This is a genomic window from Pantoea sp. WMus005 (assembly GCF_013415305.1).
Lineage (GTDB): Bacteria > Pseudomonadota > Gammaproteobacteria > Enterobacterales > Enterobacteriaceae > Pantoea > Pantoea rara.
The window spans coordinates 237,786-257,458 of the sequence record NZ_JACBXU010000004.1; the positions used below are offsets into that span (position 1 = coordinate 237,786).

17 protein-coding genes are annotated in these 19,673 nt (G+C 57.2%); 11 read left to right on the forward strand and 6 right to left on the reverse strand.

Annotated elements, in window-relative coordinates; translation table 11 throughout:
- Positions 1-117: 117 nt before the first annotated feature.
- Complete coding sequence (locus HZZ01_RS15950) at positions 118-2,202, reverse strand: bifunctional diguanylate cyclase/phosphodiesterase (protein ID WP_179898557.1); 2,085 nt, start codon at positions 2,200-2,202, stop codon at positions 118-120.
- 543 nt (positions 2,203-2,745) lie between these two features.
- Between HZZ01_RS15950 and HZZ01_RS15955 the strand changes: the two genes are divergently transcribed.
- The 5 genes from HZZ01_RS15955 to HZZ01_RS15975 are packed head-to-tail and all read left to right on the forward strand — an operon-like array spanning position 2,746 to position 8,003.
- Positions 2,746-3,315: a spore coat protein U domain-containing protein gene (locus HZZ01_RS15955; RefSeq protein WP_179898558.1), complete on the forward strand. Its 570-nt coding sequence runs from the start codon at positions 2,746-2,748 to the stop codon at positions 3,313-3,315.
- Between the two features lie 46 nt (positions 3,316-3,361).
- Positions 3,362-3,853 (forward strand): spore coat U domain-containing protein, encoded by a 492-nt coding sequence (locus HZZ01_RS15960; protein ID WP_179898559.1) that lies wholly within the window; start codon positions 3,362-3,364, stop codon positions 3,851-3,853.
- Positions 3,854-3,878: 25 nt separating this feature from the next.
- Positions 3,879-4,574 carry a molecular chaperone gene (locus HZZ01_RS15965; protein ID WP_179898560.1) on the forward strand — a complete coding sequence of 232 codons (696 nt, stop codon included), beginning with the start codon at positions 3,879-3,881 and terminating at the stop codon, positions 4,572-4,574.
- A 7-nt stretch (positions 4,575-4,581) separates the two neighbouring features.
- On the forward strand, positions 4,582-7,029 hold the full coding sequence (locus HZZ01_RS15970; protein ID WP_179898561.1) for a fimbria/pilus outer membrane usher protein: 2,448 nt from the start codon (positions 4,582-4,584) through the stop codon (positions 7,027-7,029).
- Positions 7,026-8,003: a spore coat U domain-containing protein gene (locus HZZ01_RS15975; RefSeq protein WP_179898562.1), complete on the forward strand. Its 978-nt coding sequence runs from the start codon at positions 7,026-7,028 to the stop codon at positions 8,001-8,003. Before HZZ01_RS15970 ends, HZZ01_RS15975 begins: the two co-directional genes overlap by 4 nt.
- Here HZZ01_RS15975 and HZZ01_RS15980 read toward each other — a convergent pair.
- From HZZ01_RS15980 to exbB, 3 genes are all read right to left on the reverse strand, one after another.
- A complete protein-coding gene (locus tag HZZ01_RS15980) occupies positions 8,000-9,325 on the reverse strand; it encodes an MFS transporter (protein WP_179898563.1) in 1,326 nt (441 codons plus the stop codon). The two genes, HZZ01_RS15975 and HZZ01_RS15980, sit on opposite strands and share 4 nt — an antisense overlap.
- 236 nt (positions 9,326-9,561) lie before the next feature.
- A complete protein-coding gene (gene exbD / locus HZZ01_RS15985; protein ID WP_013359036.1) occupies positions 9,562-9,984 on the reverse strand; it encodes a TonB system transport protein ExbD in 423 nt (140 codons plus the stop codon).
- Between the two features lie 6 nt (positions 9,985-9,990).
- On the reverse strand, positions 9,991-10,713 hold the full coding sequence (exbB, locus tag HZZ01_RS15990) for a tol-pal system-associated acyl-CoA thioesterase (RefSeq protein ID WP_179898564.1): 723 nt from the start codon (positions 10,711-10,713) through the stop codon (positions 9,991-9,993).
- A gap of 349 nt (positions 10,714-11,062) precedes the next feature.
- Between exbB and HZZ01_RS15995 the strand changes: the two genes are divergently transcribed.
- The 5 genes from HZZ01_RS15995 (at position 11,063) to HZZ01_RS16015 (ending at position 16,047) form a co-directional block, all read left to right on the forward strand.
- Positions 11,063-12,034 carry a TRAP transporter substrate-binding protein gene (locus HZZ01_RS15995; protein ID WP_179898565.1) on the forward strand — a complete coding sequence of 324 codons (972 nt, stop codon included), beginning with the start codon at positions 11,063-11,065 and terminating at the stop codon, positions 12,032-12,034.
- A 46-nt stretch (positions 12,035-12,080) separates the two neighbouring features.
- Positions 12,081-12,587 (forward strand): TRAP transporter small permease, encoded by a 507-nt coding sequence (locus HZZ01_RS16000; RefSeq protein ID WP_136197353.1) that lies wholly within the window; start codon positions 12,081-12,083, stop codon positions 12,585-12,587.
- A gap of 13 nt (positions 12,588-12,600) precedes the next feature.
- Positions 12,601-13,887: a TRAP transporter large permease gene (locus HZZ01_RS16005; protein ID WP_179898566.1), complete on the forward strand. Its 1,287-nt coding sequence runs from the start codon at positions 12,601-12,603 to the stop codon at positions 13,885-13,887.
- Between the two features lie 131 nt (positions 13,888-14,018).
- Positions 14,019-15,209, forward strand: coding sequence for a cystathionine beta-lyase (metC, locus tag HZZ01_RS16010; protein ID WP_179898567.1), 1,191 nt, complete (start codon positions 14,019-14,021; stop codon positions 15,207-15,209).
- A gap of 175 nt (positions 15,210-15,384) precedes the next feature.
- Positions 15,385-16,047 carry a DedA family protein gene (locus HZZ01_RS16015; protein ID WP_179898568.1) on the forward strand — a complete coding sequence of 221 codons (663 nt, stop codon included), beginning with the start codon at positions 15,385-15,387 and terminating at the stop codon, positions 16,045-16,047.
- 28 nt (positions 16,048-16,075) lie between these two features.
- Here HZZ01_RS16015 and HZZ01_RS16020 read toward each other — a convergent pair whose 3' ends face one another.
- Positions 16,076-16,984 carry an AraC family transcriptional regulator gene (locus HZZ01_RS16020; RefSeq protein ID WP_136197350.1) on the reverse strand — a complete coding sequence of 303 codons (909 nt, stop codon included), beginning with the start codon at positions 16,982-16,984 and terminating at the stop codon, positions 16,076-16,078.
- Between the two features lie 204 nt (positions 16,985-17,188).
- Between HZZ01_RS16020 and dkgA the strand changes: the two genes are divergently transcribed.
- Positions 17,189-18,013 carry a 2,5-didehydrogluconate reductase DkgA gene (dkgA, locus tag HZZ01_RS16025; RefSeq protein ID WP_179898569.1) on the forward strand — a complete coding sequence of 275 codons (825 nt, stop codon included), beginning with the start codon at positions 17,189-17,191 and terminating at the stop codon, positions 18,011-18,013.
- Positions 18,014-18,104: 91 nt separating this feature from the next.
- Here dkgA and ftsP read toward each other — a convergent pair whose 3' ends face one another.
- On the reverse strand, positions 18,105-19,535 hold the full coding sequence (ftsP, locus tag HZZ01_RS16030; protein WP_179898570.1) for a cell division protein FtsP: 1,431 nt from the start codon (positions 19,533-19,535) through the stop codon (positions 18,105-18,107).
- Between the last annotated feature and the right edge of the window lie 138 nt (positions 19,536-19,673).

Sequence of the window (19,673 nt, forward strand, 5' to 3'; positions counted from 1 at the left end):
GTCAGGCAGAGGTATTTTAAATTTATACTCTTTGTTATCGGCACGGCCCGGCGGTAAATAAGCCGTGAACCCTGCGCCCTTTCCACTCATTCTGAGTGATGAAATCTATCGCCAGCGTCAGACCGGCACTGAGGCTGTCGGCGTTCGCAGCAGGGGAAAATTAAACGCATCAACCCGGTCCGCTGGCGTCGGCTTGCCCAGCAGATACCCCTGCAGCGCATCAAAGCCCAGGCTGGTGAGCAACTGCTGCTGCTCTTCCGTCTCAACACCTTCCGCCACCATGCGCAGGTTAAGGCTCTGCGCCAGCGTCAGCATCGCGCTGACCACGGTCGCATCTTCACTGCCAGGGCGCAGACAGTTGATAAAGCTGCGATCGATTTTGAGTTCACTGGCATCCAGATCCTTAAGATGCAGCAGGTTGGCATAGCCGATGCCGAAATTATCAATGGCCACGCTGACGCCCGCCTGCTGCAGTTCACGAATACGCTGCTGGCTGAAAACGGGATCGCGCATAGCTATCACTTCCGTGATCTCCAGCATCAGCGCACTCCCGGGCAACTGATACCGCGCCAGCGTCTGCGTCAGGGTGTTCAGCAAATCACGCTGGTGAAACTGCAACGCGGAAAGATTCACCGAGACCGTCCAGTCGCTGTGGCCCTGACTGTGCCAGATTCTCAGCTGACGGCACGCCTCATCGATTACCCAGTTGCCGAGCGCGACAATCTGGCCGGTTTTTTCGGCACGCGGCAGAAACAGTTCCGGCGTCAGAATACCGCGCTGCGGATGCTGCCAGCGCAGCAGTGCTTCGAACCCCATGAGTCGTGTGCCACCGGAACGGAATTTAGGCTGATAGAACAGGCGCATCTGCTGGCGATCGATCGCCTCCCAAAGATCGTTTGCCAGCTCCAGCTGATGCTGTGTCGCAATTCTCATCTCCGCTTCAAACAGGCACCAGCCGTTTCGTCCGCTGTGTTTGGTGTGGTACATCGCTGCATCGGCGTTCAGCAGCAGCTCCTGCCGGTTGAGGCCGTGCAGCGGAAATATTGCGATGCCCGCGCTGAGTGAAACGTGCAGCACGTAGCGATCCAGCTCGAACGGCGTACTGATTACTTTAACCAGTTTTTGCGCCAGCTGACAGGACGGGCTAATGTCGCACGCCTCTGCCATCAGCACAAATTCATCGCCGCCCAGACGCACCAGCAGCATCGTGTTACTGAGCTGGCTGCGCAACCGCTCCGCTACTGCCACCAGCAAGCGATCACCGACGTGGTGCCCCCAGGTGTCATTCACCGCTTTGAAGCCATCGAGATCCATGTAGATCACGGCAAAGCGATGCTCATGGAGCATCGCCTGTTTAATGGCCAGATCGAGCTGCTGCTCCAGCATCACCCGATTGGGCAGCGTGGTCAGGTTGTCATGCAGCGCCAGCTGACGCAGCTCCTGGTTAGCGCGCCGGAGTCGGGTCGCCAGCCGCGCGGCGCGCAGCTGCGCATCCAGCATGGAGCTCAGCAGCGTGACACCCAGAATGATCAACGTAATCAGCGTCACCCACAACGCCAGCCCCGGATTACTGACGCCGCCCGGCTGCATTGTGCTGCTCTCACTGAAGTGGGCTGCAGACATGCCAACATAGTGCATACCGGCGATGGCGATGCCCATTACCAGCGAGGCAAGGCCCCGCCTCATCAGCAGAGGATGGTCGGCCTGACGCAGATGAAACGCCAGCCACAGCGCCAGACCTGAGGCCGCTAAGGCAATCAGTATGGAGAGCGCGATCCGCAGTGCATCCCACTCCGGTCGCGGATCAATCAACAGTGCATACATGCCGAGATAGTGCATCACTACGACCCCAGCGCTGAGGATTAGCGCGCCGCGCAGCAGCCGCGGACGCGTGAGATGCAGACCGCCCACCGTCTGACCAAAGGCGAGCATAGACGCCAGAATAGCCACCAGCAACGAGAGGATCGTCAGCCGTGTGTCAAAACGCATCGTCATCGGCATCATCATCGCCAGCATCCCGATAAAGTGCATCGCCCAGATGCCAATGCCCATGGCGGTGCCGCTCACCAGCAGCCATAACCGGGCGCTCCAGCCACGGGATACTGCCACCCGTCCGGCGGTATCCAGGGCTGTAAAAGAAGCAATAAACGCCACGATCAGCGAAACGCCGATCAGAACGTTATCCCAGGTGACAGGCAACATCTGTAGCTCCTCACCACCCGCGCAGAAACGGATGCTGTGTGTAGTCTGATAAATGATCTAAAAACACCTGATGGGTGAAGGTGTTTAAATTTCGGTATGTTGTGAACCCGAAGGCCCGGCAAAACATGTCCGCAGACGCAGGCCCTTAAAGGCCTGCGTCTTATTACCCGTCTGCTTTGCCAGCGGGTAAATCGTTATTATGTCTGATTGGTAAAGGAACATATCACCGAAGCAGAAAGCCTGTCAGATGCCAAAAAAACCCGGGATTTTGCTTTCCCGTTTTGCTTATACGCCTTGCTGTAACTGGGTTATCGGCCAGAGAAGTCATTTGATTAATGGAAAATAAATGGCAGGACTTCGCGTAATGCATTAAGTGATCTATAGTAAGTAAAATTGATATAAATCATCATTCTTAAGTCTAAGATTTATCTTAAGACAGCGGCACTGCCCGCCTTGCTACTTTTATTTCCTTACTTTGGGTTGAATCGTTAAGAAACACCGGGTGAAAAAGCACTGACTCTCGATAATCCGTAAGGAAATATTATGAAACTCAAGCTTTTTCTGTGTGCCATTGCAGGTTTTACTGTCGCAATTCCCGCATTAACCCAGGCGGCGACGACCTCGGGAACCATCAATGCTACGTTAACGCTGACCACCGGGTGCCTGGTGAACGGTCAGTCAGCCACGGCGGGTGTCAACTTCGGTACCCTGAACTTTGGTAGCAGCGCCGCCACCTTTGATACTCTGAACGCCACACTGGTTGGTGCGGCAGGTAACGGTATTTTTGTCCGCTGCACCACGGGTCAGGACTACAGCGTGGTGGTGACCAGCAGTAATGCTGCGCCGGCGACCATCTATGGCACTGCCTCGACATCGCCGCGTTATCTGATTCTCGGATCGAATAATGCGCAGGGCATCGCCTATACCCTTTACAGTGACGCCTCCTTCACCACGGCGATCGCCAACAATACACCTATCGCGGCCAGTGGAACCACTGACCCGACGCGGGGAACCAACTACGCCATTTATGGCCGGGTGGTTGGCGGTGGTTTTAATCCCCTGATTCCTGCCGGAACCTATACCGATACGATTAACGTTGCCGTGAACTATTAACTGCTGTCGCAGGTAAATAAGGGTGGTTCTCTGGCGATCCTGCCTGATGATCGCATGCGGTCTGCCTCTGCTGATAGTGAGCATCAGCGCCTGGAGTCTGCCCACCAGCACCTTCCAGGTTACCGCTTCGGTGGTGGCAGGCTGCGTGATATCTGGTACCAATACCGGCGTTTTTGGCACGCTTAATTTCGGTTCGCAGTCTGGCGTGGCGGCCACAACCGTCAGCGCCAGCTTTCTGCAAAGCACCTCTATAAATCTTGCCTGTACACCGGGCACCACACTAAGTATGAGCATTAATCAGGGCAGCAATTTCACCACCACCCGCAACCTGAAGCTGCCCAATTTCAGCAATACCGTTCCCTATACGCTCTTTAGTAACGCCAGCCACACCACGGTGATCCCGGTCAACCAGGCGGTGCCGCTGAGCTACAGCAATGCCAGTAATATTACGCTGCCGATCTATGGCCAGCTACAACTCCCCGGCACCGCGCGCGCCGGCGTTTATACCGATACGCTGACCGTCACCCTGAGCTGGTGAGGCAATAGAAAACAAGGATATGAACATGAAGTCACTGCGCGCCCTGCTGCTGCTGAGTCCCACCCTGATCTCTCCGGTCTTTGCCGCTAATTCGGTGATGATCTGGCCTATTGATCCCGCGATTAATCCTGAAGAGAAAGCCAGTGAGCTCTGGCTGGAGAATCGCGGTAGCAGCACCACCATGATGCAGATCCGCGTCTTCAACTGGCAGCAAATCAACGGCCAGGAGCAGTATCAGACCCAGCAGCAGGTGGTCGCCAGCCCGCCGATGGTGCGGATGGAACCGGGCCAGAAACAGCTGGTCAGGCTGATTAAACAGACGCCGCCCGCGGCCGGTAAAGAGCTGGCCTACCGGGTGTTGCTGGATGAGATCCCGACACCGCGCACGCCTGGCGAGAATCAGGCCGGACTGACTTTCCAGATGCGCTATTCGGTGCCGCTGTTTGTTTATGGCGCCGGGCTCTCCACCGACACCGCCCGCCCGGCTCTGCGCTGGCAACAGGTCAGCGAGGGCGGCAAACGCTGGCTGCAACTGACTAACAGCGGCAACGGCCATGCCCGGCTGAGCAATGTCGCGATTGGGGGTCGCAAACTGGGTGAAGGTTTATATGGCTATGTGCTGGCGGACAGCGCTTACCGCTGGCCGCTCACTTCGCCGGTCAGCGGCGAGCTTACCGCAGAGGTCAACAAGAGCCCGTGGCGCAGCGCTGCCCAGAAGTAAGCGCTGAATGAGACCTTTTTCCCTGCATCCCTGCGCGCTGGCGGTGGCCAGCGTCATCTACGCTTTTACGCCGGAGCCTGCGCTGGCGGAGACTTACTCATCCCTGCCACCGCCACCCAGCCTGCAGACCAGCAACAGCGGTCAGCAATATATGCTGGAGCTGGTGATCAACCAGCAGGAGAACGGCAATATTGTGCCGGTCGAACAGCGCGACGGTCATTTCTGGCTACGCAGCGGCGATCTTCAGCGTGCCGGTCTGCCACCGGATAAGCTGGGTCAGCAGGAACAGGTGGATATCAGCAGCCTGCAACCCGTCAGGGTGGAGTATGACGCTGCGCGGCAGCGACTGCTGCTCACCGTGCCGCCTGAGTGGCTGCCCGGTCAGGTGATTGGCGAGGCGAAGAACGGGCCGCGCTATCCGGGGCGCACCAGCAGCGGTGCGCTGATCAACTACGACCTCTACGCCAGCCGCACCGATACCACCGGCACCCGACTTGCTGCCGGAAACGAACTGCGGCTGTTTGGTGATGCCGGACACTTCTCCACCAACGGCGTCTGGCAGCAGCAGCTGGAAGGCCGAACGACGTCTCAGGACAACGGCTATATCCGCTACGACAGCTGGTGGAGTAACGAAGATGAGAACACGGCGGTGAGCTGGCGGGTCGGCGATCTGGTGACTGACTCGCTCGCCTGGAGCAGCAGCGTGCGGCTCGGCGGTATCCGCGTCGGTCGCGACTTCAGCGTCCGTCCCGATCTGGTGACTTATCCGCTGCCCGCCTTTTCCGGCCAGGCCGCCGTTCCCTCCACTGTCGATCTTTTTATCAACGGCTATCGTTCCAGCCAGGCAAACGTGCAGCCAGGCCCCTGGTCGATGACCAATGTGCCGTTCGTTAACGGCGCAGGTGACGCGGTGATTACCACTACCGACGCGGTGGGCCGACGCGTCACCACCACCATGCCGTTTTACGTCTCCAGTAACCTGCTGAAATCGGGGTTGTCGGACTATGCCTTCTCTGCCGGAGCAATACGCGAGAACTACGGCCTTAAAAACTTCGATTACGGTGCGGCTGCCGCCAGCGGCTCATATCGCTACGGCATGACCGACTGGCTGACGCTGGAGAGTCATGCCGAAGGCAGCGAAACTCTGGCGATGGGTGGGCTGGGGGGACAGCTGCGTGTCGGCAGCTGGGGTGTGGTTAACGGCGCAGTGGCGCAAAGTCAGCTCGATGGTGAAAGCGGCAGGCAATATAGCTGGGGTTATCAGTACAACAATCGCTGGTTCAACATCGGCACGCAGCAGACCCAGCGCAGCAGCGACTTTGGCAACCTGGCTCTGGTCGGCAGCCGTGCCGGTAGCCAGGCGGATAGCCGTTACGCGCTGTCGCGCCGCAGTGCCCAGTACAGCGCCAGCGTCTCACTGAACCGCTTTGGCAGCATCGGTGCCGCCTTCATCGATATCACCGACGGCCAGGGCGATCGTACCCGCTTGTGGAACCTCTCCTGGAGTAAAAATCTGTGGGGCAACAGCAGCCTCTATGTCTCAGCCAGCCGTGATCAGGAGGAGAAGCGCTGGACCGGCGCCCTCTCGCTGGTGATTCCGTTTGGCGAACAGGGCAGCGCGGCAATCAGCACCGAACGCGATCAGCGCGGCCGCGACAGCCAGCGTATCTATGCTTCCAGCGCCATGCCCAGCGACGGCGGGTTCGCCTGGGATGCCTCATGGGCGAATCAGAGCGGTGACAGCGGTGATTACCGTCAGGGTAGTCTGCGCTATCGCAACAACCAGATCGACACCTCCGGCGGCTTCTACGGCGATAATGACAACCTGACGCAGTGGGCTGATCTCTCTGGCGCGCTGGTGTTAATGGACAACAGCGTCTTTGCCGCAAACGCCATCAACGACGCCTTTGTGCTGGTGAAAACCCGCTATCCCGACGTGAACGTGCGCTATGAAAATCAGTCGATGGGACGCACCAATCAGCAGGGCTATCTGCTGGTGCCCGCCATCAGCAGTTACTACCCGGCCAAATATGATATCGACACGCTCGACCTGCCCGCCGATATGACTACGCCTCATGTTGAGCAGCGTTTTGCGGTGAAACGTCAGAGCGGCTACCTGCTTAACTTCCCGGTGGAGAAACTGCGTTCAGCCAGCGTGATCCTGGTCGATGCGCAGGGCGAGCCGCTGCCGGTCTCAAGCCTGGTGCAGCGTCCTGACCACCCCACCGAGTATGTTGGCTGGGATGGCATCGTCTGGATGGAAAATCTCACTGCTCGTAATCCGGTGAAGGTGGTGACGCCCGATGGCCGCCACTGTGAAACCGAACTGCGCATCGCCAGCGGTCAGCCGCAGGCGCTGAAAACTTACGGCCCCCTGACCTGTGCGCTGCCCGCGCCCGCCGCTGGCAGCGCCGCCTCTCCCGCTGAATCTTTTACGTCCGGAACCCAACCATGATGAAATCGCTGTTACTGGCTGGCCTGCTGCTGATACTGCCTTCACTGGGTTACGCTGCCTGCACCCTGCCCGCCTCCACCGCCAGCTTTGGATCGGTTACTACCTTTGTAGCGAACACTGCCGTCAGTTCGGTCACCACCAACGCCAACGTCAACTGTGGGTCAGGCTCGGCGGTGTCGCTGCTCGGCAATAACCAGATCACATTTCAGCTGACCAGTGCGACCAATATCAGCGGCACGCGCGGCGTCCTGAAGCGCAGCGGAGATACCGGCAGCGATAATGTGCCGGTACGGCTCTGCACCGACAGCGCCTGTGCCGGTGAACTGACCATTGGCGGCACGCCGTTTGTTTATAGCTCCCAGACCCTGGCTAATCTGGCCGGTCTGCTGGGCAGCCTTAACTTCGCGATTCCGGTTTATCTGCGTACCGTGCCCGGTCAGGTGGTGGCCGCGGGTACCTATACCGTCACGCTGAATATGGCGGTGACTTACCGCATCTGCACCAGTGTCAATGTCGTCAATTTCTGTTTAAACGAGCAGAATGGCAGCGGCGTGATCCCGATTAACATCACCGTTATCCTCACCAATGATTGCACCACGATTACGGCGCCCAATATCAGCTTTGGCAGCGCGCCGCTGGTGGGCAGCTTCTCTGCCGTATCGCAGACCATCAATGTGCTGTGCAGTAAAGGCAGCACCTATACCGTCGGGCTGAGCAATGGCAGCTATCCGGTGGGCAGCGTCAGAAATATGGCGAGCGGGACGAATCGTCTGAGCTATGAAATTTACCAGGGCACCACCAGCAATCGCTGGGGACCAACGGGCACGGAACGCTGGAGCAGCACCACCTCGACGGCGGTATCCACAGATGGACTGACGCGCGGCTTTAATTACACCGCGCGCATCCTGACCACTCAGAACACGCCGCCTGCGGGAAACTACAGCGACAGCGTGGTGGTCGATTTGTCATTTTAAAGTGAGGCGCTGACCGCCGTCGTGCCGTTATGACGCAACCGATACTGCTTCACCATCCGGCCAATCAGCAGCGTACCAATCAGCCCGCAGACGGCAGCAAAGGTCAGCCAGACGCCAGGCATCGCTTTATCGCCCGTGGCGTGGATCAGATAGCTGGAGATAGCTGGCGTGAAGCCGCCAAACAGTGCCGTCGCCAGGCTATAGGCCATGGAGAAACCGGCTGCGCGCACCTCGGCAGGCATAATCTCCGCCAGATAAACCACCATCGCACCGTTGTAACTGGCATAGAGGAACGACAGCCACAGCTCCGCTTCCAGCAGGTGGGCGAAGCTGGCCGACCCCACCATCCAGTGCAGCACCGGCCAGGTGGTGACAATCATCAGCAGGGTAAAGCCAATCAGCAACGGACGGCGTCCGACGCGGTCCGACAGCGCGCCCATCAGCGGCAGCCAGAAGAGATTGGAAACACCTACACAGAGCGTCACCAGAAACGCCTGCTTGTCACTCATCATCAACACGGTTTTGCCAAAGGTCGGCGTAAAAGCGGTGATCATGTAGAACATGACCGTGGTGGTGACCACCATCAGCATTCCTGCCAGCACCAGCGCCCAGTTGCTGGCGACTGAGCGCATGATTTCCGTCATGCTCGGATGATGTTTACGTTTGCTGAACGCTTCAGTCTCTTCCAGCATCCGGCGGATATAGAACAGGAACGGCACAATCAGGCAGCCGACCACAAACGGGATACGCCAGCCCCACTCCGTCACCGCCTCTTTCGCCAGCAGATGATTCAGCATCAGACCCAGCAGCGCAGCAAAGATCACCGCAATCTGCTGACTGCCCGACTGCCAGCTGACGAAGAAGCCTTTGCGTCCTTCGGGCGCGACTTCGGCCAGATAGACCGACACCCCGCCCAGCTCAACGCCCGCCGAGAAGCCCTGCAGCAGTCGTCCCAGCAGGATCAGAATGGGCGCTGCCACGCCCAGCGTGGCATAGCCTGGCACCACCGCAATGGTCAGGGTACCTATCGCCATCAGGCCCAGCGTCAGTAACAGGCCTTTACGACGACCATGATGGTCGATGTAAGCCCCCAGAATGATCGCCCCCAATGGGCGCATAAGAAAGCCAGCACCAAAGGTCATCAGGGTCAGCATCAGGGAGGCAAACGGGTCATCACCAGGGAAGAAGGTTTTTGAAATGGCGGTCGCGTAGTAGCCGAACACCATGAAATCGTACATCTCCAGGAAGTTACCACTGGTGACGGTGAAAATGGTTCGGGCGGCACTTTTCGGTGGGTTTTGTAAAGACGGGGTGTGACTCATAACGGCTTCCTGTTGTTTTTTAGCCGTTTTAGCCTGCCTGAAGCAGGATTAATGTGACCAGAGTCACCATTGCACTTTACAAATCTATGTACATAAGTAACAACCAATTAACAATTCAGATCGGGCAGCATAAGTGATCAGTCTGGCCGACGATCTTCCTGATTTTATCTGGCTGGCGCGCGAGTATAAAAAAAGGCGACCTGAGCAGTCGCCTTTTATTCGTGCCGGATAACACGCTATTTCTTCACGGTTTCCATGCCCATCAGACCAATTTTCAGATAGCCCGCTGTCCGCAGCTTGTCCATCACGCTCATCAGCGTTTCATAATCCACCGACTTATCCGCCTGGAAGAAAATGGTGGTCTCTTTGTTGCCCTGAGTCTGGCTGGTCAGCACGTTCACCAGCGAATCCGGCGTGACCTGATCGTTACCGACGTAAAGCTGCTTATCCGCTTTAATCGACAGGTATACCGGCTTCTCTGGTCGCGGCTGCGGGGCGCTGGTTGAGGCGGGCAGATTGACACGTACGTCGACCGTAGCCAGCGGCGCGGCCACCATAAAAATGATCAGCAGCACCAGCATGACGTCGATAAACGGCGTCACGTTGATTTCATGCATTTCACCGTCGGTTTCCAGATCGTCGTTTAATCGCATTGCCATAACAACTTACCCTAAACGCAGTTTCTGAGCGGTCGCAGGACGCGGAACGTCGGTGGCGACGGTGCCCAGGTCGATATCACGACTCTGCAGCAGCATCACCTGAGCGGCGACATCACCCAGCGAGGCTTTATAGTTAGCGATCATGCGGGCAAAGATGTTGTAGATCACGACGGCCGGGATGGCGGCCACCAGGCCCACCGCCGTCGCCAGCAGCGCTTCGGCGATACCCGGAGCCACTACCGCAAGGTTGGTGGTCTGGGTTTTCGCGATGCCGATAAAGCTGTTCATAATGCCCCAGACGGTGCCGAACAGGCCGATAAACGGGGCGACAGAACCGATGGTTGCCAGGAAGCCATTGCCACGGCCTGCATGACGGCTGAAAGCAGCAACGCGACGCTCAAGACGGAAACTGGTGCGATCTTTAATGCCGTTGGTGTCTTCCACGCCCGCCGAAAGTTCAAGCTCATTCTGCGCATCGTTCAGCAGCACGATGCTGTGGCTGTGGCCGGTAAACGACTGAGCAATGCGGGCGGCGTCATTGAGACTGCGGGCTTCGCCCAGTGCCAGTTGCTCACGCTTCAGACGGCGTTTAGCGGCGCTGAGTTCGGCATATTTGCCGAAGAAGATCGCCCAGGTCACCACTGAGGCCAACAACAGGCCAATCATGACCACCTTTACCACGATATCGGCATGTTGATACATGCCCCAAACGGAGAGGTCCGTTTGCATCAAATCACTGGCTACCACGCTGCTTCTCCAACTTCTGATTCAGGGATGCGAAACAAGCGCGAATAATAGCAAAATAGCGGCGAATTGATAGTAGTTCTCATTAGTATTTACAAACCCAATCGCCGTTATTGACCTCCCATTGACCTTGTTTAAACACTTTTTTCAGGGATGTTTCGAAAATGTGAAGTTGCATGAAAATTTATTAAAACAACGTTTCAAAATGTGACGTGATTCATTCAATCAGCATTGCTGCATTTTACTCAGACGCGTTTTCACTATGCTGGCTGCACACGGCCCTGTGCGGTTAGCCCAGACTCCAGGCCGTCCTACCTCTGCGGGAGACAATATAATGAGAATGACGAAAACATGCCTGGCCAGTGCCCTGGCGGCGATGATGATCAGCGCCACCGCCACGGCACAGGTGATTAAAGTGGCTGAAGTCCAGCCTGCCGGCTATCCCACTGTGGTCGCCCTGCAACACATGGGTGACAAACTGAAACAGGCCACCGATGGACGGCTGGAGATGAAGCTCTACGCCGGTGGCGTGCTGGGCGATGAAGATCAGACGCTGCAACAGGTGCAGCTGGGTGCCATTGATATGATCCGGGTCTCGCTGGCGCCGGTCACCTCGATTGCTCCGGAAACCAGCGTGCTCACCCTGCCCTACATTTTCCGCGACGTTGACCACATGCACAAAGTGCTGGATGGCGAGATAGGCCGCGACATTGCTGACAAGTTCGACAAAGATTCCAATGCCCGCATGGTGTTCCTGGGCTGGACCGATGCCGGTGAGCGTAACATGATTACCAAGAAGCCACTGGCAAAACCGGACGATCTCAAAGGCATGAAGATCCGGGTTCAGAACAGCGCTATCTCACTGGCGACGCTGAAAGCGATGGGCGCGAATCCGGTGGCGATGGGCGTCAGTGAAGTGTTCAGTGCGATGCAGACCGGCGTGGTTGATGGCACCGAGAACAACCCACCCACCTTTGTTGCTCATAACTACATGCCGGTCGCGAAGTACTACACCCTCACCGGCCACTTTATCCAGCCAGAGATGATCCTGTTTTCAAAGCGCGCCTGGGATCGTCTGAAGCCCGAGGATCAGGCACTGCTGAAGAAACTCGGCAAAGAGGCGCAGGATGAGGAGCGCCAGCTCTGGGCGACCTACACCGAACAGTCGATTGCCAAAATGAAGGCGGGCGGCGTGACCTTCCAGCAGACAGACCGCGACTACTTCGTTAAAGCGACCCAGCCAGTGCGCGATCAGTTTGGCGGCAAATATCAGGATCTGATGACCCGGATCGCTGAGGTGAAATAACCCAGACGCCACACTGTTGTGTGGCGTACTTAATCAGGGATCAACTATGTCTGCTTATACGCGTCTGATGGATGGGCTTTATCTGCTCTGTATGCTGGTGGCCGCCGTAGCGCTGTTGATCATGGTGACGGTAATCCCGATTGGGATCTTCGCCCGCTACGTGATGAACGGCGCGCTCTCCTGGCCTGAGCCGGTCGCCATTATCTGCATGATCATTTTTACCTTTATCGGTGCGCCGGTCGGCTTTCGTGCCGGAACCCATATATGCGTGTCAATGGTTACGGATCGTCTGTCACCTGCCCGGCAGCGTCTGATGCTAAGGGTCTGCGATCTGCTGATGATCATCACCTGTCTGGTGATCTTTCAGGCCAGCTACAGCCTGTGCGAAGCAATGTGGGTGCAGACGCTCGCTTCCCTTCCAGCGGTGACCTACGGCGAGATGTATCTGCCGATCCCGATTGGTGCCCTCTTCACCCTGCTGTTTGTCATTGAACGATTGCTGACCGGCGATCAAAGTCAGCGGCCTATTGTCACACTGGGCGGCACCCACTAATCCGGAGCAGAAGATGGATGCATTAATCTTGATAGGCAGTTTGCTGGTGTTGCTGTTAGTGGGTTTTCCGGTCGCCTTTGCGGTCGGCCTGAGCGCCTTTATCGGTGCCTGGTGGATCGATCTGCCGCTGGAAGCGGTGGTGATCCAGATTACCAATGGGATTAACAAATTTTCGCTGCTGACCATCCCGTTCTTTATCCTCGCAGGTGCGATCATGGCGGAAGGTGGCATTGCCCGGCGGCTGGTCAACTTCGCCTATATCTTTGTCGGCTTTATTCGCGGCGGCCTCTCGCTGGTTAACATCGTTGCCTCAACCTTCTTTGGCGCCATCTCCGGGTCGTCGGTGGCGGATACCGCCTCGATTGGATCGGTGATGATTCCGCAGATGGAGGAGAAAGGCTATCCACGCGATTTTGCCGCGGCGGTGACCGCCAGCGGCTCCGTGCAGGCGGTGCTGACGCCGCCCAGCCATAACTCGGTGATTTACTCGCTGGCGACTGGCGGTCTGGTCACCATCTCCTCACTGTTTGTCGCGGGTATCCTGCCGGGACTGATGCTGGGGGGCTGCCTGATGGTGATGTGTCTCGGTTTCGCGCACAAACGTGGCTACCCCAAAGGCGAGCGCATCCCGTTTCGTCAGGCGCTGAAGATTTTCTTCGACGCGTTCTGGGGCCTGTTCACCGTCGTCATCATTATGGGTGGGATCCTCTCCGGTATTTTCACCGCTTCAGAATCTGCGGCGATCGCCTGTATCTGGGCCTTCTTCGTTACCATGTTTATCTATCGCGACTTCAAATGGAATCAGCTGCATATCCTGCTGTTCCGTACCATTAAAACCGTCACCATCGTGATGGTGCTGATCGCCTTCGCGGCCGGGTTTGGCGCGGTGATGACGTTCATGCAACTGCCGACGATGATCACCGAAGCCTTTACTAGCCTCTCCAGTAATAAATATGTGATTCTGATGTGCATCAACATCCTGCTGCTGGTGGTGGGTACGCTGATGGACATGGCACCACTGATTCTGATTCTTACACCCGTATTGCTGCCGGTGGCGACCTCACTGGGCATCGATCCGGTGCACTTCGGCATGATCATGCTGACCAATCTCGGAATCGGTCTGATAACCCCGCCGGTCGGCACGGTGCTGTTTGTCGCCAGCGCCGTCAGTAAGCAGAAGATTGAACAGGTGGTGAGCGCGATGCTGCCCTTCTACGGCATGCTGTTTATTGTTTTGATGCTGATTACCTATATTCCCGCCATTTCGCTCTGGTTACCGCGCCTGATGGGCGTGATGTAAGACAATGAAAACGGGCCCGCTTGCGGGCCTTTTTTTCCTGCGGCGCACTCTGATAATCACCATTGAATCTCAACCCTGCTGGCTGTTTCGTGGTAACGTGAGGGCTTAGTCTGAAGCGGTAAAGGCGACTCATGACCACCAGAAAAATTGATACCACGCTCGTCAGTGCAGGACGCAGCAAGCGTTATACCCAGGGCTCGGTGAACAGCGTGATTCAACGGGCCTCCTCGCTGGTTTTTGATACGGTCGCGGAAAAAAAACGCGCCACCGCCGGTCGGGCAAAAGGTGAACTCTTTTATGGCCGTCGTGGCACCCTGACGCACTTCGCGTTGCAGGATGCGATGACCGAGCTGGAAGGCGGCGCAGGCTGCGTCCTCTACCCCTGCGGCGCGGCTGCCGTGGCGAACGCGATTCTGGCCTTTGTCGAAGCGGGCGACCACGTGCTGATGAGCGGTGCGGTCTATGAACCGACGCAGGACTTTTGCACGAAAATCCTGGCTAAGCTGCAGGTGACAACGGGCTGGTTCGATCACTGCATCGGCAGTGAAATTGGTGCACTGGTGCAGCCCAACACCCGGGTGGTTTTCCTGGAGTCGCCTGCCTCAATTACCATGGAAGTTCAGGATATTCCGGCCATTGTGGCGGCGGTTCGTGCCAAAGCGCCTGAAGCGATCATCATGATCGACAACACCTGGGCGGCCGGTATTCTGTTCAACGCGCTGGCGCACGGTATCGATATTTCTATTCAGGCCGGCACCAAATATCTGATTGGTCACAGCGATGCGATGATTGGCACCGCAGTCGCCAATGCACGCTGCATCGATCAGCTGCGCGAGAACTCCTATCTGATGGGCCAGATGGTCGATGCCGATAGCGCCTACATGGCGAGCCGGGGTCTGCGTACGCTGGGCACCCGTCTCCGTCAGCATGAAGAGAGCGCGATTCAGGTGGCTGAGTGGCTGGCGGCGCGTCCCGACGTGGCAAGGGTGAATCATCCGGCGCTGGCGCAAAGTAAAGGCCATGAATTCTGGCAGCGCGATTTTAACGGTAGCAGCGGCCTGTTCTCATTTATCCTGCAGGAAAAATTAGACGCGCCCAAGCTGGCGGAATATCTCGATCACTTCCATCATTTCAGCATGGCTTACTCCTGGGGCGGCTATGAATCGCTGATCCTGGCCAATCAGCCGGAAGAGCTGGCAGAGATTCGTCCGGCGGGCGGCGTGGATTTCACCGGCACGCTGGTGCGGCTGCATATTGGCCTGGAGCATGTTGATGACCTGCTGGCTGACCTGGAGGCCGGTTTTGAACGCCTGATGCGCTGAGTCAGCGCATCAGAAAGTAAACAAAAGATAAACCGGGTTGCGGTGGCCCGCAGAGTTTGCCGGGCAACGCCCTATTTATTGTTAAAATTTATCCCGCATCGTTCAGGTTGTCAGTGAGATCACTGAGCTGTCTGAACGCAGACGGAATGTTCCTTGTGACGTGATGGAATCGCTAATGGGTGTTTTACACGAGATTGTCCAGGCGCTCTGGCATCAGGATTTTGCTGCGCTGGCAAATCCGGATGTGGTGTGGGTGGTGTATGGCGTGATGTTTCTGACGCTGTTTCTGGAAAATGGTCTGTTACCCGCCTCTTTCCTGCCGGGCGACAGTCTGCTTCTGCTGGCAGGCGCGATGGTGGCTAAAGGGGTGATGGATTTTGTACCGACCATGGTGATCCTGACGACGGCCGCCAGCCTCGGCTGCTGGCTGAGCTATCTGCAGGGCCGCTGGCTGGGCAATACGCGACTGGTGAAGAGCTGGCTGATGCATCTGCCCGCGCAGTATCACCAGCGTGCCTGGAATATGTTTAATCGTCACGGTCTGATGGCGCTGCTGGTCGGCCGTTTCCTCGCTTTTATCCGCACCATCCTGCCGACTATGGCAGGCATTGCTGGTTTACAGAATGGTCGCTTCCAGCTGTTTAACTGGCTCAGCGGCATGTTGTGGGTCGGCATTGTCGTGACCTTTGGCTATGGCATTAGCCAGGTGCCGTTCATCAAGCGTCATGAAGATCAGGTGATGGCAATTCTGATGATACTGCCGATGGTGTTGCTGGTGCTCGGCCTGTTCGGCAGCATTCTGGTGATCTGGAAACAGCGTCGGCAGAAACGGGCCTGACGCGCTTAGCACACTGACCCGCCGCCACTCAGGCGGACGGGTCTGCTACTGTCTGTCTGACACGATTGACCTCTTCCCCCGGCGTTACGCCAAAGTAGCGTTTAAACTCCCGCGAAAACTGTGAAGGGCTTTCATAGCCAACCCGCACCGCCGCCGCACTCGCTTTCAGTCCATCGTGCAGCATCAGCAATCGCGCCTGATGCAGGCGATAGCGCTTGAGATACTGCAACGGCGAGGTCTGCGTTACCGTTTTGAAGTTATGGTGAAAGGCTGAAACGCTCATGTTCACTTCTGCCGCCAGCGTATCGACGCTGAGGTTCTCCGCATAGTGATTCTCGATTCGCCGCAGGGCACGCGCGATCAGGCTGAACTGCGTCTGTCGGCTCACGAGAGAGAGCAGCGCGCCGCCAATCGGGCCGGTCAGCACATAGTAGATAATCTCCCGCACGATGTGCGGCCCCAGTACACGCGCATCACGCGGCTGGGTCATCACATCCAGCAGCCGCTCAGCGGCACATAGCATCGGTTCCGTCAGCCATGCGGAATGAATGCCCGACGTCTGCGGCTGCGGCTGAAACTGATCGTCATCGCCGATTTCAATCAGCAGATCCTGCAGGCTGGCGGTATCGACGTTAAGGCACAGTCCGGCAATGGGTATCTCCGGTGAGGCCCAGGTTTCGCACTCCACCGGGAGTGGCACGGTGAGCATCAGATACTTGCTGGCGTCATACTGAAATACGGTGCTGCCGAGATAGCCGGTTTTGCTGCCCTGAAACAGGATCACAATGCCGGGCTGATACATCATTGGCGTGCGGGGACGATACTGATTCGCATAAATCAGTGACACATTTTCGACCGGACAAAGACGGTCGTGACCGTGGGTCATTAAGGTGACTACCTGCTGTGCCAGCCGGTGACACAGTGCATCATGCGCCATAGCGACTCCTGTTTCGGACAAAAAGCCAGTGTGCCCCGTGAATGCCTGAATCGCCAGCAATCTGGAGAATCAGGCAAGAAATTTACTGAATCGGGCATGCCTGCAGAACTGCTGTTGTGACAAGAGCTGAGCAGGCTGACAATTGTTGGCTAGACTTAAGCACAGTGAAATCTCACGGATTAACCGCAACGGAAAGGAGCAACTATGGCAGACCAACCCATTATCAAACTGCGCGATGGCAATATGATGCCGCAACTCGGACTCGGTGTGTGGCAGGCCAGCATTGAAGATGCGCGCCATGCGGTGCTGAAAGCGCTTGAGGTCGGCTATCGCTCAATCGATACCGCCGCCGCCTATAAGAATGAAGAGGCGATTGGTCAGGCACTGCAGGAAACCGACGTGCCGCGTGAAGAGATTTTCGTGACCACCAAACTGTGGAATGACGATCAACAGAACGTTCAGCAGGCGATGGAAACCAGCCTGGAGAAACTGAAGCTGGATCAGGTTGATCTCTATCTGATGCACTGGCCGTGCCCGGAGAAAGACAATTATGTTGATGCCTGGAAGAAGATGATCGAACTGCAGCAGCAGGGTCTGACCAAAAGCATCGGTGTCTGTAACTTCCATGAAGCGCACCTGAAGCGCCTGCTGGATGAAACAGGTGTGACGCCAGTCGTGAACCAGATCGAGCTGCACCCGATGCTGCAGCAGCGCACGCTGCACGCGTGGAACGCACTGCATCAGATCCAGACCGAATCATGGAGTCCGCTGGCACAGGGTGGTAAAGGCGTTTTCGATCAGGACATCATTAAGTCGCTGGCGCAGAAATATGGCAAGACACCGGCGCAGATCGTGATCCGCTGGCATCTGGATAGCGGCCTGGTAGTGATTCCGAAGTCGGTAACGCCAGCGCGTATCGAAGAAAACTTTAAGGTGTTCGACTTCCGTCTGGATAAGCATGAAGTGAGTGATATTGCGAAACTGGACAGCGGCAATCGTCTGGGGCCGGACCCGGAAACCTTTAACTAAAGTCAGAGTGATCTGACACGCTCTGCCCTGCTGCTGCAGGACAGAAAGCGATTAACGCGGTCAGTCGGGTTCTTTCCGCCTGACCGCGCTGCTATGCGGTGGGTTGCACCACCAGTTGGCCCGCTGTCCCGCGGTCGGCCAGTTCCAGCGTCTGACTGTAGTAGACGAACGGGAAGTGATCGGACGAACTTTGCGGGAAGGTAACCAGCAGTTCCACGCTGCCATCGACCCACACCGTATCTTTCCAGCCACGATCTTCACCCATCGGCTGAGCCCCATTGACACTTTTAATCAGGAACATCACGCCCTGAATATGCAGCGCCTGAGGCCGATCAGCGTGCAGAATCCAGCGCTCAAAGGTGCCCTGCTGCGTGGTGGTGTCGATGCGGTTCACATCCCAGAGCGCGCCGTTAATGCCCGGCATGCTGTCACCGATGCGGAATTCACGGGTGCGAACCGCCACGCCATCCAGAATCTGATCGGCCAGCAGTCGCATTGGCAGATTATCTGTCACCAGCGGCAGCAAGCCGGTAGGTCGCAGTGTCAGGATCAGGGTAGAGGTAAGAATTGAGGATGGCTCAAAGAAACCGCGCAGCCGATCCATAATGCCCGCCGCCGCCCCCGCAGTAATCGACACTTCATCGCCCTGCGACATATCTACCAGTACTTCACGGCGTTCGCCCGGCGCCAGTGACAGACGCTGCACCGCCACCGGTGCAGGCAGATAGCCCTGATCGCTGGCAATGACCATAAATGGACGGTTGTCGCTGAGCACCATCTCATAGCGGCGCGCATTTGACGCGTTCAGCAAGCGCAGACGCACCCAGCCGCGTGACACTTCCACAAACGGATTGCGCACGCCATTTACCAGCAGCGTGTCGCCCAGGAAGCCGCCATCCTGCGGCGGGTCATAGACCGGCGTGGCAAAGTTATCGAGCCGTTTGTCCTGAATGATAATCGGGAAGTCATCGACGCCGTAATGCTTCGGCAGCGGTAGCTGCCGGCCGATATCATCTTCCACCAGCCACATGCCCGCCAGACCGTTGTAGATGTGCGGAGCCATGCGGTTTGGGGTGTTGGCATGATACCAGCAGGTTGCAGCCGCCTGACGAATCGGCAGCACCGGCGACCAGTCGACACCGGCCGACATCATACGCGGCGCACCTCCCATCAGTGCACCCGGCAACTGCAGGCCGCTGATGGTCATTGAGACAGGCTCATTCAGACGGTTGCTGTAGATCAGTTTAACGTCGTCGCCGCTGTATACCCGAACGGTCGGGCCAAGGTAGAGGCCGTTGATGCCCCATACCGGCACTTTGTTATTGTCGCCATTAAAAGACCAGTGGCTGCGCTGCATCGTCAGAAACAACGGCTGGCCGCGACGGGATTCCAGCAACGGCGGAATCGGAAGTGGCGTATCGCCATTAGCTGAAGAAGCGGCGTGCGCCGCATGAGGTAGTACACTGGCGCTAAGCGCCGCTCCGGCAGAAAGCTGGATGAACTGACGTCTGCTGAAAGACATAAAACTTCTGACCCTTTACGCGTGGCGCTAAGCGCCGACCCTGTTTTTATTGCTCTGATTTGCTGTGCTGCGTTCACGGCGAGCCGGAGAAGGCCCGCCGTGCGGCATCCATGCAGGATAGTTCGGCGAGTGGTTCGC

What these genes read in the sequence shown, in the direction of transcription:
- HZZ01_RS15950 (WP_179898557.1), bottom strand. Translation starts at nt 2,202, where the DNA reads ATGTTGCCTGTCACCTGGGATAACGTTCTGATCGGCGTTTCGCTGATC.
- HZZ01_RS15955 (WP_179898558.1), top strand. Translation starts at nt 2,746, where the DNA reads ATGAAACTCAAGCTTTTTCTGTGTGCCATTGCAGGTTTTACTGTCGCA.
- HZZ01_RS15960 (WP_179898559.1), top strand. Translation starts at nt 3,362, where the DNA reads ATGATCGCATGCGGTCTGCCTCTGCTGATAGTGAGCATCAGCGCCTGG.
- HZZ01_RS15965 (WP_179898560.1), top strand. Translation starts at nt 3,879, where the DNA reads ATGAAGTCACTGCGCGCCCTGCTGCTGCTGAGTCCCACCCTGATCTCT.
- HZZ01_RS15970 (WP_179898561.1), top strand. Translation starts at nt 4,582, where the DNA reads ATGAGACCTTTTTCCCTGCATCCCTGCGCGCTGGCGGTGGCCAGCGTC.
- HZZ01_RS15975 (WP_179898562.1), top strand. Translation starts at nt 7,026, where the DNA reads ATGATGAAATCGCTGTTACTGGCTGGCCTGCTGCTGATACTGCCTTCA.
- HZZ01_RS15980 (WP_179898563.1), bottom strand. Translation starts at nt 9,325, where the DNA reads ATGAGTCACACCCCGTCTTTACAAAACCCACCGAAAAGTGCCGCCCGA.
- exbD (WP_013359036.1), bottom strand. Translation starts at nt 9,984, where the DNA reads ATGGCAATGCGATTAAACGACGATCTGGAAACCGACGGTGAAATGCAT.
- exbB (WP_179898564.1), bottom strand. Translation starts at nt 10,713, where the DNA reads ATGCAAACGGACCTCTCCGTTTGGGGCATGTATCAACATGCCGATATC.
- HZZ01_RS15995 (WP_179898565.1), top strand. Translation starts at nt 11,063, where the DNA reads ATGAGAATGACGAAAACATGCCTGGCCAGTGCCCTGGCGGCGATGATG.
- HZZ01_RS16000 (WP_136197353.1), top strand. Translation starts at nt 12,081, where the DNA reads ATGTCTGCTTATACGCGTCTGATGGATGGGCTTTATCTGCTCTGTATG.
- HZZ01_RS16005 (WP_179898566.1), top strand. Translation starts at nt 12,601, where the DNA reads ATGGATGCATTAATCTTGATAGGCAGTTTGCTGGTGTTGCTGTTAGTG.
- metC (WP_179898567.1), top strand. Translation starts at nt 14,019, where the DNA reads ATGACCACCAGAAAAATTGATACCACGCTCGTCAGTGCAGGACGCAGC.
- HZZ01_RS16015 (WP_179898568.1), top strand. Translation starts at nt 15,385, where the DNA reads ATGGGTGTTTTACACGAGATTGTCCAGGCGCTCTGGCATCAGGATTTT.
- HZZ01_RS16020 (WP_136197350.1), bottom strand. Translation starts at nt 16,984, where the DNA reads ATGGCGCATGATGCACTGTGTCACCGGCTGGCACAGCAGGTAGTCACC.
- dkgA (WP_179898569.1), top strand. Translation starts at nt 17,189, where the DNA reads ATGGCAGACCAACCCATTATCAAACTGCGCGATGGCAATATGATGCCG.
- ftsP (WP_179898570.1), bottom strand. Translation starts at nt 19,535, where the DNA reads ATGTCTTTCAGCAGACGTCAGTTCATCCAGCTTTCTGCCGGAGCGGCG.